Here is a 14,870-nt window from a genome sequence, read left to right as displayed (position 1 = left end):
TTAAACATTAAACCTAAAATGCATAACATCGCCATCCTTTACAATGTATTCTTTACCTTCTACACGCATTTTACCGGCCTCCTTAACTTTAGATTCACTACCAAATTGAACGTAATCTTCATATGCAATTACTTCTGCCCTAATAAAACCTTTTTCAAAATCGGTATGTATTACACCCGCAGCTTGTGGTGCTGTGGCTCCAACGGGAATGGTCCAAGCCCTTACTTCTTTAACACCAGCTGTAAAATACGTTTCCAAATCTAGTAACTTATAGGCACCTCGAATTAATTTTGCAGCTCCAGGCTCTGTTAAACCTAAATCTTCCAAGAACATTTGGCGTTCTTCATAAGAATCTAGTTCATTTATATCCGCCTCGGTACCTACCGCTAAGAAAATAACTTCTGCATTTTCGTCTTTTACGGTTTCTTTAACCTTTTCTACGTAAGCATTTCCTTCTACTGCGGCCGCCTCGTCTACATTGCAAACATACATTACGGGTTTGTCCGTTATTAACTGTAACGGTTTTACAAATTCAATTTTATCATCATCAGACACCATGATAGCACGTACAGATTGGCCTGCTTCTAATCCTTCTTTTAGTTGTATTAAAACAGCTTCTTCTTTTTGCGCTTCTTTATTACCGGTTCTTGCAGCTCTTTTTACTTTGTCAAGTTTTTTCTCAACACTTTCTAAATCTTTTAACTGCAATTCCATATCAATGGTTTCTTTATCTCTAATGGGATCTACAGAACCATCTACGTGCACAACATTATCGTTGTCAAAACAACGTAGAACATGCAAAATTGCATCCGTTTCCCTAATGTTTCCAAGAAATTGGTTTCCTAATCCTTCTCCCTTACTTGCACCTTTTACCAAACCGGCTATATCTACTATCTCTACCGTGGCCGGTACCACTCTTTCTGGATTAACAAGCGATTCTAATTTTTCCAATCGCGGGTCTGGAACATTTACCACACCAATATTTGGTTCTATTGTACAAAAAGGAAAATTTGCACTTTGTGCCTTTGCATTGGACAAACAGTTAAAAAGGGTGGATTTTCCAACGTTAGGTAAACCTACGATACCTGCTTTCATATTTAGAGAAGTTTATTGCTTGTTTATTAAAGGCTGCAAAGATAAGTTGAAGAAAACAATTAATACTATAACCTATTAAACATTGAATAAGCTAAGTAACCTAGAAGAAAAACAATACCTAATAGTGCCAAGGCCGATAAAAAACAACCTATCTTCATCCAAATACCAGTATATTCTTCGTTTTCTTCCATTATTAAATTTAAACCACAAATATAATTTAGCCCTGTACTTCTCACTAATATTTGGCATCAATTTTATAGTTTATTCTTGTTAATCTGTCTTTAACCTATAATTAACATTAAAATAATTTTATACATTTAGCAAAGAGAAGCTATAATTAATGGAGGTATTAGATCAAATACTATGGTCAGAATTTAAAAAAGGCAAGCAGGATGCTTTCAAGAGCCTTTTTAAAAAATACTACTCTCCCCTATACTTTTATGGGTTAAAATTATCTGGCAATCAAGAGATGACTAAAGAGGCATTACAAGACTTCTTTGTCTATTTACATACCAACGCCGCTAATTTCTCTGAGGTTGAAAATGTAAAAGCCTATTTGATGATTTCTTTTAGAAGAACAATTTTAAAAGAAATTACCAAACAACGAAAGGCCTTACAGCAGACCACATCAATTGAAACGGGTGAGGTATTCAACTTTTTGGAGGAAGAATTACATAAAAATCAAAAAAATTCTTTTACGGATAACACTACACTTCTTAAACACCTAAACCTACTTCCGGAAAGACAAAAGGAAGTGATATATTTGAAATTCTACAACAGCCTCTCTGTTAAACAAATAGCAGAGGTTATGGGAATAAGTACTCAAAGTGTTTCTAACACCCTCCAAAAAGCATTTTCCAAATTGAGAAAATGCATAGAATCTGACCAAATTCTATCTATTCTTAAATAAATTACGCACTACCGAGGGTATATTTCTATTTTTTTTGCTCTATAGGTTTGAATACTGAAATTTCAACTTGCTTTATTGTGCCATAGCGCTACTATCAAATGCAATTTGATTTTTCTAGTATGAACATCTAACTCATACTAAATATTATGAAAAAACCTAAATTAACGTATTGGGGCTTACTCACAGCAGCAATGGTGGCTTTACCTACCGCAACCATTGCTTCCTCAAACCCGATTACAGAAAACAAGGAGGAAAAAACAAAAATTAATGTTTCCATTAATCGTTATCAAAATGTAGTAACTGGTAAGGTAACAGATGAAAATGGCATTGCCTTAGCAGGTGTAAACATTTTGGAAAAGGGTACTTCTAATGGTACAACTTCTGATTTTGATGGGAATTACTCCATTACGGTTGCTAATGATGCAACTTTAGTTTTTAGTTATATTGGATTTGGTACCAATGAAATTAAAGTTTCGGGACAATCTACCATCAATGTAACCTTGAGCGAAGGAGTACAATTAGAAGAATTTATTGTTGTTGGATCTAGAACGGCTCCAAGAAGTAATACGGACACTCCGTTGCCCGTAGATGTATTACCGGCAAAAGAACTAACCTCTACCGGGCAAGTTACTTTTGATAAAGCATTACAGTACAAAATTCCATCTTTTAATACGGTACAAACACCGGTAAACGATGCTACTTCTCTTTTAGACCCTTATGAAATTAGAAACATGGGGCCAAGTAGAACGTTGATTTTGATTAACGGGAAAAGAAAAAACTTAAGTGCACTACTATACACCCAGACTTCTCCCGGTCGTGGTGAAACCGGTGCAGATATTTCTGCAATACCTACAGATGCTATAAAGCGTGTAGAAATACTTAGAGATGGTGCTTCCGCACAATATGGTTCTGATGCAATTGCTGGGGTAATGAACATTATTCTAAAAGATAGTCCAGAAACCGGTTCTGCAACGCTAAGAGGTGGTATTACCTCAGAAGGTGATGGAGAAATGTATGGGATTGCAGTGAATAACGGTACCTCTATTGGAGACAACAAGGGGTTTGTAAATTATACAGTAGACCTTTCTAAGGTTAGCCTAGCTAACAGACCAGGTACTGTTGACGCAGAAGGAGAAGCTGGCGATTTTGGAGCAGATTTAGCTACTGTTCAAGAGTTTTTAAGCAGAAGACCTGATGCAGGTAACATAAATGGTTCTCCAGAAACAGCAGCTGCTAAATTCTCTGCAAATTTTGGTTACGATATTAGTGAAAATACAGAGTTGTATGCAAATGCGGCCTACGTTTATAAAAACGTAAATAGTTTTGCCAACTACAGAACTCCTTATTGGAGAACGGTTGATGATTTTCCATATTTGGCAGATTTTTTCCCCGGAAATAATCCGAACACAGCAGGTGGTTATGATGGTTACCTACCAACTTTTGAAGGTTTATTGAGTGATTATAACGGTACTGTAGGTTTCCGTTCTACCATTAATGACTGGAATGTTGATTTAAGTTTTACTACCGGTGGAAATTTACAAACCTATAAAGTAAACAACTCACACAACAGAAACTTTGTGTATTCCCCATCTACATGGGTAGATGCTAATGGTAACGGAACCATAGACGATGGTGAGGTTACGGAAAGCTCTCAGTTGTACAGAGAAAATTCTCCACGTTCTTTTGATCCAGGAGGCACACGTTTTTCTCACAATGTTGGAAATATAGATATTTCTAGATTACTTTCTGATAAGGTAAGCATTGGGTTTGGTGCTGAGTTCAGAACAGAAACTTTTGAAGTAATAGAAGGTGGCCTAGCCTCTTATGATGGCGGTGGTGCCGATTCTTTTGCAGGTAACACACCTCAAAATTCGGGTAAATTTAACCGTTACAACATTGGTGGTTATTTTAGTTTAGATTATGATGTTACCGATGCTTTCTTATTAAGTGGTACCGTAAGAGCAGAGAACTATTCAGACTTTGGCGGTGCATTTGTATATAAATTCAGTTCTAGATACAAATTTAGTGATGCATTAACCCTAAGAGGTTCTATTTCATCTGGGTTTAGAGCTCCTACCCTACATCAAATTTATACCCAAAAAGCACAATATAGCTTTATTCCAGGTCAAGGAATTCAAGTAGGTGGTTTGGTCAACAATGTTTCCTCACAAGCACAATTACTCGGTATTCCACAGTTAGACGCGGAAACTTCCAACAACTTTACCATTGGTGTTGGTGGTAAAATAAACAATCACTTTAGCTATACCTTAGATTATTATAACATAGCTGTAAAAGATAGAATTGTATTAAGTACAGAGATTGGACCAACAGAAGCCGGCAATACCGCTTTAGACCAAGTATTGTCAGATAATAATTTGTCTGACGTAAGTTTCTTTGTAAACGCTTTGGATACTAGAACTTCTGGATTAGATGTTGTATTGAGCTATAAAGATATTGCCCTTGGAAAAGGCGATTTGGACTTTAACCTTTCTGGAAACTACACCTTTCAAAACGAAAGAGACGGTGCGGTAAAAAATCCAACTTTGGTAGAGAATGCTGGGCAGTCAGTTGTTAATGACACGCAAGAGGCGTTATTTTTTACCTCTAGACCCAGAACAAAATGGATATTAGGTGCTAATTACCAATTAGATAAATTAGGTATCTCTTTAAACAACACATATTTTGGTAAAACTACCTTTAAACAGCAAGGTATGGATCCAAATATTAGAACAGAGTTTACACCTAAAATTGTAACAGATTTAGGATTTAACTACAACGCTACGGATAAATTAACCTTAGCACTTAATATCAATAACATTTTGAATGTACTACCAGAATGGAGTTTTAAAGCAGAAAATGCTGCAGGTGAAACTTTACTTGCAGACCCAGCACAGGTTAAGACCCAATCTAACTTAATTACGTTCAACCAAAGATATTCCCAAATGACGTATGATGGTTATCATTTTAGTCAATTAGGGACACTGTTTAATTTGTCTGTGAATTACAAGTTCTAAGATGAATTATGATTTCTAATTATTTTTGAGTTATTCATGGAAAGGCTGCCAATTGGCAGCCTTTTTTATTTAATTGGCCTCTCCATTTTTAAGAATTATATATTTTCAACTAAAATATTTTAACTTGCTCCGTTTTATTAGGGTATATTTTTGAGATTTTCTCTCTTTACCATAAAGTTGCACGGTTAAATGGCTAATAATAAAGAGCTTTCTGTTTCTAGTTTAATAAAAGACACTTCTTTTGTAAATTGGGCAAAGGGTTTAAATCAAAACGATATTGAATATTGGAACAAGTGGATTGTCAATAATCCAGATAAAATAGCCCTTGTTACAGAAGCAAAAGATTGTATAGTTGGCATTACCTTTAATGAGCAAGAGTTAAAGGCATCTGAAATTGATACTGCGTGGCAAGACTTAGCTTCAAAATTACCCCAACATCAACAAACGGAACCTTCCACTAAAAAAATTAATTGGTGGGTTTTAAGTGGTCTTGCCGCTTCAATCGCTGTACTAATTGTCCTATATTTAAATTTTACCAATTCTTCTATCTCTACGTATAGCACGGGTATTGGAGAAACATTAGTAGTAAACCTAACGGACGGCACTAGGGTACAGTTAAATTCTAATTCTAGCATTAAATTTGAAAAGGATAATCCAAGAGCTATAAAGCTTTCCGGAGAGGCGTATTTTGAAGTAGCTAAAAAGCTAACAACAAAAGCTAAATTTGCGGTTAAGACCAACGATTTATTGGTAGAGGTTTTTGGTACTAAATTTAACGTTAACGCACATAGAAACAGAACCTCAGTAACCTTAGACGAAGGTTTGGTTAAGCTTAAACTGGCAAATGGCGTTACCAAAAATATGTTGCCAGGGGAGCATGTAAGCTATTCCCATAGCATGGACCAAACCGTAAAATCTAGTAGCCCGGAAAACATTAAAGAAATATCTTCTTGGAAAAATGGGACCTTAGAATTTAATGGCGTTCCCTTGCATCAAGTTGCTGAACGCATAGAGGACATTTATAAGGTATCCGTAGAATTTATGGATGGCGAAGCACCCAATCAGCTATTAACGGGTGGTTTACCTATAAATAACCTAGAAATTTGCCTTAAAGCAATTTCTGGTGCAACAAATACAGAGATTATTCAAAATGATGATACAATAAGTATTAAATTGAAGCCTTAAAAGCGTAGCTTTTATTTTATGACTTTAAAAGGCTTATCTAACTTATTACTTTCTTTAGTATTTTTTTGCTTTTCGATTTTTAATTCAGGAATCTATGCCCAAAATTTAAAATCGGAAACAAACCTTGTCTCGCTACTACAGCAACTAAGCAAAGATTACAACGTATATTTTAATTATAATCCAGAAGATTTAAAGGATATTACTTTGAATACTTCTAGCCTTGAAGGGCTAAGATTAAAAAAGAAATTAAAACAAATTGAACAGCTAACGGAATTAAAAATAGAAATTTTAGGTTCAAGATATTATGTCATTTATTCTGGTAAAGATTTAAATAAGAATAATAAAAAAATCACTGGCGGGCTGTTTACCCAACAGAAAAAATTAAGGTTACAAACTAACGTAATTGGTAAAATTACCGATTTAAACGGTTTGCCTTTGGCTGGGGTTAACATAAGAATTAAAGGCTCTAGCATAGGCACCACAAGTAATTTTGATGGCAATTATAGTTTGGGTGCCAACGCCAATGATATTTTGGTTTACAGTTACATTGGATTTAAAACAAAAGAACGAAAGGCAGATAAAAACGTAATAAATGTAGTGCTTATAGAGGGTATATCCTTAAATGAAGTGGTTATGATTGGTAACCGTTCTAAACCTAGAACTGTTCTAAATTCTGCCGTACCTATAGACAATATTTCTGCTGTTGATTTGAGTAGTACGGGACAACCCACTTTAGACCAGATGTTGAACTATAAGATTCCTTCATTTAATTCCACAAACCAAGCAATATCTGATGCAACGGCACATTTTGACCCTGCCGATTTAAGAGGTCTAGGTCCAAGCAGAACATTGGTATTGATCAATGGTAAAAGAAAAAACCAAAGCGCCTTGGTTTACATTAATGATACCCCTGGAAAAGGTGAGGTAGGTGTAGATTTAAAAAGTATACCTGCTTCTGCCATTGAACGCGTAGAAGTTTTAAGAGACGGTGCATCCGCACAGTATGGTTCCGATGCCATAGCGGGGGTGTTAAATATCGTTTTAAAAAAGAACAAACAATATACCCAAATAGAGACCCAGACTGGTATTACCACCCAAGGTGATGGTTTTAGTAATGGCATCTCCATTAATTCAGGAATCCCTTTTCAAAATTCCGAGGGTTACCTTAACCTAACTGCTGCATTCTACCAACAAGATTTCACCAGTAGAACCAATAATTTGGGGTTTGATGCCCTTTATAACATTGGTGAAAATGATACCGAATGGGCCAATTGGTTGCAAAAATATCCCGATTTAGGCATGACCGTTGGGCAGCCAAAGACGAAAAACTATAATCTAAACTACAACATGGAATTACCGGTGTCCGCAACCTGTAGTTGGTACTCGTTCGGTGGGCTTTCCTATAGAATTGGTGAAAGTTTTGCGCTTTTTAGGGCTCCGTATTGGATAGAGGACCCAAATAATCTATTTCATAAGCAAAACGAGGCTTACGAAGGATTTCAACCCACTTTTGAGACAGATATTAGGGATAATTATTTTACGCTAGGTTTCAAATGCCAAATACTAGGTTTTAAAACAGACATAAGTGCTACTCAGGGTAGAAATGCAGTAGATTACCACGTGGCAAATAGCCTAAACGAAAGTTTAGCAGCTACTAGTCCTACACAGTTTGATGTTGGATCATATGCTTTTGACCAAATACTGACCAATATGGACTTTACCAAGGCGTTTGGTAAAACCAATATAAACTTTGGTTGGGAAATTAGAAGGGAACGCTTTAGATCTAGCGCTGGGGAACCTGCCTCTTACTTAGGTGAAGGAACGGTTTCATTTCCCGGTATCCAACCAAGAGACCAACTTATCGCCACAAGAAATAACTTTGGCTCTTATGCCGAAATAGACCATGAATTTTCTAAAAGATTCATGTTAGGAACTGCAATTAGATATGAATACTTTAGTGATTTTGGTAAAAATATCTCTTGGAAAGCTTCTGGCAGGTATACCTTTAAAAAAGATAAAGGAGCTTTACGTGCTTCTGTAAGTACAGGTTTTAGAGCTCCTTCTTTACATCAAATTTATTTAAGCAATACACAGACCTTGGTCTCTGGAGCGTCTGTTTCCAATCAAGGAACATTTTCTAATCAAGACCCCATTATAAGGGATAATTTAGGTGTTAAACAATTAACAGCGGAAAGGTCTAGAAATATTACAGCTGGCATCACCATCAAACCGTTAGAAAACTTATTTTTCTCAGCAGATTTCTACAACGTCTATGTTAAGAATAGAGTACTATTTACCAATGAAATTGGTTTTGATGAAGATCTTGCTCAAACTAACCCGGTAGAATCTATTTTACTAGCCAATGATATTACCTCTCTCAAATTCTTTATAAATGCCGTTAATACCAATACCAACGGGGTAGATTTGGTGGGCAATTATTCCAATATAAAATTAGGGGAAGCTTGGGGAAAGCTCACATTAGCTGCCAACTTTAATAAAACCCGTATTGTAGATGATATTGCTGCACCTACTATTTTAAAAAACAATAATTACGAAATATTCAATAGAAAAGAACAAGCTAGAATATTGAGTGCTAGACCAAGGTCTAAAGTTTTATTAGGGTTTAATTACAGTCTTAGAAGATTGAGCATGGGTTTAAATAACACCTTTTTTGGTACCGTAAAATGGCAACATGCAGAAGACCCGGACAAAGACCAAACGTTTGCAGGTAAAATACTTACAGACATAACCTTTAATTATCAGTTAAACACAAATATTAGTTTTTACTGTGCCGTAAATAATATTTTTAATGTTTATCCAGATGAATTGGATAACAAAGGTGATGTGTTAACAGATTTGGGGGGGCGTTTTAAATATGCTTGGGAAGTAAACCAATTTGGTTTTAACGGAACTACTTTAAATGGTGGACTAAAAATTAAGTTATAAAAAAAGGAACCCTAAGGCTCCTTTTCTATATTTTTTATCCGTTTGGATGCATAAATTTCTGTTTTGCTAGTAGCTCTTCTTCGGTTTCTTCCCTATCTTCATCAGGAACACAACAATCTACAGGACAAACTGCCGCACATTGCGGTTCTTCATGAAAGCCCATACATTCCGTACATTTATCAGGAGCTATATAATAAAACTCGTCACTTATCGGTTCCTGTACTTCCTCGGCATCTACCGCTTTACCATCAGGTAAAACTACAGCACCGTTTAAAGAAGTTCCATCGCTATAACGCCACTCATCTGCACCCTCATAAATTGCTGTATTAGGACATTCTGGTTCACAAGCCCCACAATTTATACATTCGTCTGTTATAATTATTGCCATTATTTTTGCTTTTTCAATCCGTACTTTTGTACAAAGGTAATCCCTACTAATTTAGTCTACAAATATAATGGCAGAACAGATTCCTCATTTAGAAGCTTTTGTTAAACTCGGCAACTTATTCCAGAATTTTTGTGATAATGATACTTCCAAAGAAGAAAATTGGCATCATAGATTAACAGAAACAATTATAGTAGCCAACAATCAAAATGGTTGGTTCACCAAAGAAAATATTTTATACGCCTTAAAAAGTTGGGCAAAAGTCTTGACTATTGATAGCCTTACCGCTTGGTTAAACGCTTATAATATTCCTGCTGAACAACCAAAGCGTGTAGCTATTATTATGGCAGGAAATATTCCGTTGGTTGGTTTACATGATTTTATTTCGGTGGTACTTTCTGGTCACCAAGTAATAGCAAAACTATCTAGTAATGATAAGGTATTAATGCATTTTATTGTAGACTATCTAAAAGAAGCCGATGCTTTACTAAAACAAAAAATAAACCTCACAGAAGATAAATTAGGCGATTTTGATGCCGTAATAGCTACTGGAAGTAACAATACAGGTAGATATTTTGATTATTACTTTGGAAAGTATCCTAACATTATTAGAAAGAACAGAAACTCTGTAGCGGTTTTATCTGGAACAGAAAGCGCAGCTGAATTGCAAAAATTAGGAACGGATATTTTTACATACTTTGGTTTGGGTTGTAGAAGTGTTTCTAAAATATATGTGCCAAAAGATTATAATTTTGACCATTTTTACCAAGGTGTTTACAGCTTTAAAACGGTGATAGACCATCATAAATATGCTAATAATTATGATTATAACAAAGCCGTATATTTAATGTCTGATGTTCAAATTCTAGACAACAATTTTTTGTTGTTGAAAGAAGATAAAGGGTTTGCCTCCCCTATTGGATGTTTGTTTTATGAGACTTATGAAAATGTTGAAGAACTAAACAACACCTTACAGAAAGAAAAAGAAGCGTTACAATGCATTTTGTCCAATCTTGAAATTACTAACGCGCTACCCTTTGGTATAAGTCAAAAACCTAGCTTAACAGATTATGCCGATGGAGTTGATACCCTAAAATTTTTATCTACACTCTAGCGGTCCTTTTCTTTAAAATATTTAAAAAAAGTTAGACCTTTAACCGCTTAAAGCAATAGCATGAAAAAGCATAACTTTAGCGCGGGGCCCTGCATTTTACCACAAGAGGTGATGTTAAAGGCGGCCGCGGCAGTCCAAGAATTAGATGGTATAGGTTTATCTTTAATTGAAATTTCCCATAGAAGTAAAGAATTTGTAGCTATTATAGAAAAGGCTCGCTCCCTAGCCTTAGAATTATTGGGCCTAGAAAACAAGGGCTATCAGGCCTTATTTTTACAAGGTGGCGCAAGTACACAGTTTCTAAATGTAGCTTACAACTTACTAGAAAACAAGGCTGGCTATATCAATACGGGTACTTGGAGCTTAAAAGCTATTAAAGAGGCTCGTTTGTTTGGAGAAGTAATTGAGGTTGCTAGTTCTCAGGAACAAAACTTTAATCACATTCCTAAGAATGTTGTAGTTCCTACAGATTTAGACTACCTACATTTAACCAGTAACAATACTATCTACGGAACACAATTTAAGTCTTTCCCAGACGTAGAGATTCCTTTGGTGTGCGATATGAGCTCTGATATATTTTCAAGGCAACTAGATTTTTCAAAATTTGACCTGATTTATGCTGGTGCTCAAAAAAATATGGGTCCGGCCGGAACGGTGTTGGTAGTAGTTAAAGAAGATATTTTAGGTAAGGTTTCAAGAAAAATTCCTTCTATGTGTAATTACCAAGTACATATAGAAAAAGATAGCATGTTTAATACACCAGCGGTTTTTCCAGTATATGTGTCAATGCTTACCATGCAATGGCTCAAAGATTTAGGGGGTATTGCTGCTATTGAGGAATTAAACGAAAAGAAAGCAAACCTAATCTACTCAGAGATAGATTTAAACCCGGTTTTTTCGGGCATCGCTAAAAAAGAAGACCGCTCTAATATGAATGCCACATTTAATATTACTGACGATACTTTGGTAGAAACTTTTGATAAAATGTGCTTAGAAGCTGGTATTAGCGGAATAAAAGGCCATAGATCCGTAGGTGGCTATAGGGCTTCTATGTACAATGCGTTACCCTTAGAAAGTGTTGGGGTTTTGGTGGATATAATGAGCGAAGTAGAACGAAAAGCATAACAGCAATGAAAATCCTTTGTAAGGAGGCATTACAACCAGCTGCAACTAAACTATTAGAAGATGCGGGCCATGAGTTGACGGTAATAAATGTAGCCGACAACCAATTAGTAAATTACATACAAGAAAACCAGATTAACGGTCTAATTATCAACACATCCAAAATAGAGGTTTCTATTTTGGATCAGTTGCAAAATTTAGCTTTTATTGCCAATACCAATCTAAAAGAATGTGCTATTGCATTATCAGATAAAAAGCAATTAATAAAATTGGACTTAGTTAATGCCAATGCGGTTTCAGAATTGGTTTTTGCACATTTATTAAATGGTGCAAGAAATTTACATGATGCCAATAGAAACATGCCATTAGAAGGTGATTCCAACTTTAATCAGTTAAATACACTTTATCAAAATGGAAGAGAATTAAACGGTAAAACCCTAGGATTGGTTGGTATAAACAAAGCTGCAGAAAAAGTAGCGGCTAAAGCCATTGCATTTGGTATGCAAGTAGTTTATTATGACCCTTCATTAGAAAAGGTTCAGTTTTCAATAGAAATAGTAAACAATATAATTTCAGTAAATATACCGGCAAGGTCAAAATCTGAATTTTTGAGTGAAGTCGATTTTATCAGTTTTCATACTGAAGCTGTTGAAAAATACTGGATTGGAAAAGATGAACTAGCGCAATTAAAACCAACCGTTGGCATAATAAATGTAGACGGTAAGGGTGCTTTGGATGAAGTTGCCTTGGTAGAACAATTGGATAATGGTAAATTATTGTTTGCAGGGCTAGATACTTTTGAGTCTGAACCTAAACCAGAAATTCCTATTCTAATGAACCCAAAAATTTCGCTATCTCCCAATATTGCAAAATATACCTTGGATTCTAAACTGAACTTGGAAATAGAAATGGCAAAAATAATAGCAGAAAGCTATTAACGTTTCATTATAAGTTTGGCTTAGTTTTTGTAAATTACCAAGTAGAAAATCGTAAACACTAATTATTATATAAAATGTCAGGATTATTAGATTTAATCAATAGCCCAATTGGACAACAATTGGTAAGTGGAGTTGCAGGACAAACAGGGCAATCTTCCAATAAAACTGCAGAAGTTATTTCTATGGCTATGCCATTATTAATGGGAGCTATGAAAAAGAATACAACTTCTACGGAAGGAGCTCAAGGGTTAATGAACGCCTTAAACTCAAAACATGATGGTGGAATACTAGAAAACCTAAGTGGTTTGTTTGGTGGTGGCGTAGACCAATCTGTAATGGATGATGGCGCTGGAATATTAGGTCATATTTTAGGAGGAAAGCAATCTCAGGTAGAAAATGCCCTAAGTAGTAAAACCGGTATGGATAGTGGTTCTGTGGCACAAATACTTAAAATTGCCGCACCAATACTAATGGGTTACTTAGGTAAGCAACAACGCCAACAAAATATTAGTTCTCCAGAAGGTTTAAATGGTTTGCTAGGCGGCCTTATGGGTGGTAATGCTGCTGCCAACAAGCAACAATCCTTAATAGAATCTTTCTTAGATTCTGACGGAGATGGTAGTATCATAGATGATTTAGCTGGAATGGTACTAAGTGGAAATTCACAGAAAAAAGGAGGCATAGGTAGCTTACTTGGTGGCCTTTTTGGAAAATAAGGTGCTGTTTATAAATACATTAACAAGTCGTTTGAAATCTTCAAACGGCTTTTTTTGTACCTTTTAATTATGAAAAAGATTGTATTGATATTGGTTCCGTTAATTCTAATAGCGTGTTCCAGCGTAAAGGAAAACCTCGCAATTTCTGATAAGGAAAAACAAATTTTAAATTCTACAGAGGAGCAAGAAGTTACTATTGCTGATGAAGAAACTGAATATGAAATTATTATAATAGAACCTGGTTTTTATGCTTGGCTAAATAGTATAGCAAGACCAGAAGGATATTATTCCCAAAGTTTTTTAGAAAATAGAAACCAAATATATGTTATGAATTGGAACCAACGCGTGTTAAGCCCTACTACGTTCAACCCCAATTTGTATGAACTCCAAATAAATTATGATCCTAATATAGACTATGGTTACGAGGTAAATTATAAACTTTACAATTACTTCATTTTTTTTCAACGTAAATACAACCAAAGATTGGGTCCCTTTTTTCCACGTATATAATGCGTAACTTTGCAGCCTTTGAGGAACTATGAAAAAAATAAAAAAACGCTGGGACATAGTTAAAAACTGGCAATTGGTATTCCCCATAATTGGATTTCTATTGACGCTCGCAACTGGTTATTACTTTGCAAGAAAAGTGCTCCATTTAATAGATTTTAATAATACACCATGGGAATGGCCTATTACTTTATTGGGTACGTGTCTGTTAACATACCTGTTATTAAAGTTTTTTTTGTGGTGTTTTCAAAAATTAAAGAACAAATGGGTAACGCAATACCGATGGGAAATGATAGCCATTTTTATTGTTTTTGCCATCACCGGTAGTCTTTCTGCAAGGTTAGCTGCACCTTTGGTACACCTATTAGGGTTAGATTATGAAACCAGTAGTGGTTGGCTCTATTGGCCGGTTCGTATATTAATCATTTTTCCAATTTATCAATTATTATTAGTGGCAATTGGCTGGTTATTTGGTCAATTTCAATTTTTTTGGGCTTTTGAAAAGCGAATGCTTAAAAAAATGCGCCTTGGTTTTTTGATTCCCTAAATTGTGATTTTGTTAACAGCAAGTTCAATATTGAAAAGCTTAGTTTTGTGGTAACATGAAAATAAAACAGATTTTCACATATATACTGTTGTTTACCTTGTTATCCTTTAAGGTATCTACTTTTCATGTCTTTTCTCATGCAGAAAACGAAGAAACAGAAATTCAAAATTGTATTTTGTGTGAAGTTACATTTGCACAACAACAAGAGGCATTAATTGCGCATGCTACAATTGATTTCAAAGTTGAGTTGTTTACAGCGATTTCAATTCCATTACCAATACAGACAGAAGTACCTTCTACTTCCTATTTTTACTTTAGGCATACCTCTCGCCCACCACCAGCCCGCTTGGCTTAAGCAAACCTTAGATTAGTAATAATTGAATTTTATTTT

Annotated in this window: 13 protein-coding genes; 11 read left to right on the top strand and 2 right to left on the bottom strand. The window is 35.3% G+C overall.

Going from position 1 to position 14,870, the window contains the following annotated elements; genetic code table 11:
- The gene (gene ychF, locus ACXAGS_RS05085; protein WP_474905104.1) at nt 1-1,095 is read right to left on the bottom strand and encodes a redox-regulated ATPase YchF; all 1,095 of its coding nucleotides are present in this window, start codon (nt 1,093-1,095) and stop codon (nt 1-3) included.
- 340 nt (nt 1,096-1,435) lie between these two features.
- Here ychF and ACXAGS_RS05080 point away from each other — a divergent pair, with 340 nt between their 5' ends.
- The 4 genes from ACXAGS_RS05080 to ACXAGS_RS05065 all read left to right on the top strand — a co-directional run bounded on the left by ACXAGS_RS05080 (nt 1,436) and on the right by ACXAGS_RS05065 (nt 9,150).
- Entirely contained in the window at nt 1,436-2,005 is a 570-nt protein-coding gene (locus ACXAGS_RS05080) for an RNA polymerase sigma factor (protein WP_474905102.1), read from the top strand.
- A 146-nt stretch (nt 2,006-2,151) separates the two neighbouring features.
- On the top strand, nt 2,152-5,019 hold the full coding sequence (locus ACXAGS_RS05075; protein ID WP_474905100.1) for a TonB-dependent receptor: 2,868 nt from the start codon (nt 2,152-2,154) through the stop codon (nt 5,017-5,019).
- A gap of 189 nt (nt 5,020-5,208) precedes the next feature.
- The gene (locus ACXAGS_RS05070) at nt 5,209-6,204 is read left to right on the top strand and encodes a FecR family protein (RefSeq protein ID WP_474905098.1); all 996 of its coding nucleotides are present in this window, start codon (nt 5,209-5,211) and stop codon (nt 6,202-6,204) included.
- Nucleotides 6,205-6,222: 18 nt separating this feature from the next.
- Nucleotides 6,223-9,150, top strand: coding sequence for a TonB-dependent receptor (locus ACXAGS_RS05065; RefSeq protein WP_474905096.1), 2,928 nt, complete (start codon nt 6,223-6,225; stop codon nt 9,148-9,150).
- A 34-nt stretch (nt 9,151-9,184) separates the two neighbouring features.
- On the opposite strand, the gene ACXAGS_RS05060 is transcribed toward ACXAGS_RS05065, so the two are convergent.
- A complete protein-coding gene (locus tag ACXAGS_RS05060; protein WP_474905094.1) occupies nt 9,185-9,538 on the bottom strand; it encodes a 4Fe-4S dicluster domain-containing protein in 354 nt (117 codons plus the stop codon).
- Nucleotides 9,539-9,605: 67 nt separating this feature from the next.
- On the opposite strand from ACXAGS_RS05060, the gene ACXAGS_RS05055 reads away from it, so the two are divergent.
- The 7 genes from ACXAGS_RS05055 to ACXAGS_RS05025 all read left to right on the top strand — a co-directional run bounded on the left by ACXAGS_RS05055 (nt 9,606) and on the right by ACXAGS_RS05025 (nt 14,834).
- On the top strand, nt 9,606-10,649 hold the full coding sequence (locus ACXAGS_RS05055) for an acyl-CoA reductase (RefSeq protein ID WP_474905093.1): 1,044 nt from the start codon (nt 9,606-9,608) through the stop codon (nt 10,647-10,649).
- A 60-nt stretch (nt 10,650-10,709) separates the two neighbouring features.
- Nucleotides 10,710-11,774: a 3-phosphoserine/phosphohydroxythreonine transaminase gene (serC, locus tag ACXAGS_RS05050; protein ID WP_474905091.1), complete on the top strand. Its 1,065-nt coding sequence runs from the start codon at nt 10,710-10,712 to the stop codon at nt 11,772-11,774.
- A 5-nt stretch (nt 11,775-11,779) separates the two neighbouring features.
- Nucleotides 11,780-12,709: an NAD(P)-dependent oxidoreductase gene (locus tag ACXAGS_RS05045; RefSeq protein ID WP_474905089.1), complete on the top strand. Its 930-nt coding sequence runs from the start codon at nt 11,780-11,782 to the stop codon at nt 12,707-12,709.
- 74 nt (nt 12,710-12,783) lie between these two features.
- Nucleotides 12,784-13,425 carry a DUF937 domain-containing protein gene (locus tag ACXAGS_RS05040; protein ID WP_474905088.1) on the top strand — a complete coding sequence of 214 codons (642 nt, stop codon included), beginning with the start codon at nt 12,784-12,786 and terminating at the stop codon, nt 13,423-13,425.
- Nucleotides 13,426-13,494: 69 nt separating this feature from the next.
- Complete coding sequence (locus ACXAGS_RS05035) at nt 13,495-13,935, top strand: DUF6146 family protein (protein WP_474905086.1); 441 nt, start codon at nt 13,495-13,497, stop codon at nt 13,933-13,935.
- A gap of 28 nt (nt 13,936-13,963) precedes the next feature.
- Nucleotides 13,964-14,479, top strand: a complete 516-nt coding sequence (locus ACXAGS_RS05030) for a DUF6787 family protein (RefSeq protein ID WP_474905084.1) — start codon at nt 13,964-13,966, stop codon at nt 14,477-14,479.
- A gap of 55 nt (nt 14,480-14,534) precedes the next feature.
- Nucleotides 14,535-14,834 carry a hypothetical protein gene (locus ACXAGS_RS05025; RefSeq protein WP_474905082.1) on the top strand — a complete coding sequence of 100 codons (300 nt, stop codon included), beginning with the start codon at nt 14,535-14,537 and terminating at the stop codon, nt 14,832-14,834.
- Nucleotides 14,835-14,870 lie beyond the last annotated feature (36 nt).

Source organism: Croceivirga sp. ABH4_376, assembly GCF_056160685.1.
The sequence above is the reverse complement of the archived record's forward strand: the minus strand, read 5'-3'. Positions and strand labels throughout refer to the sequence as shown.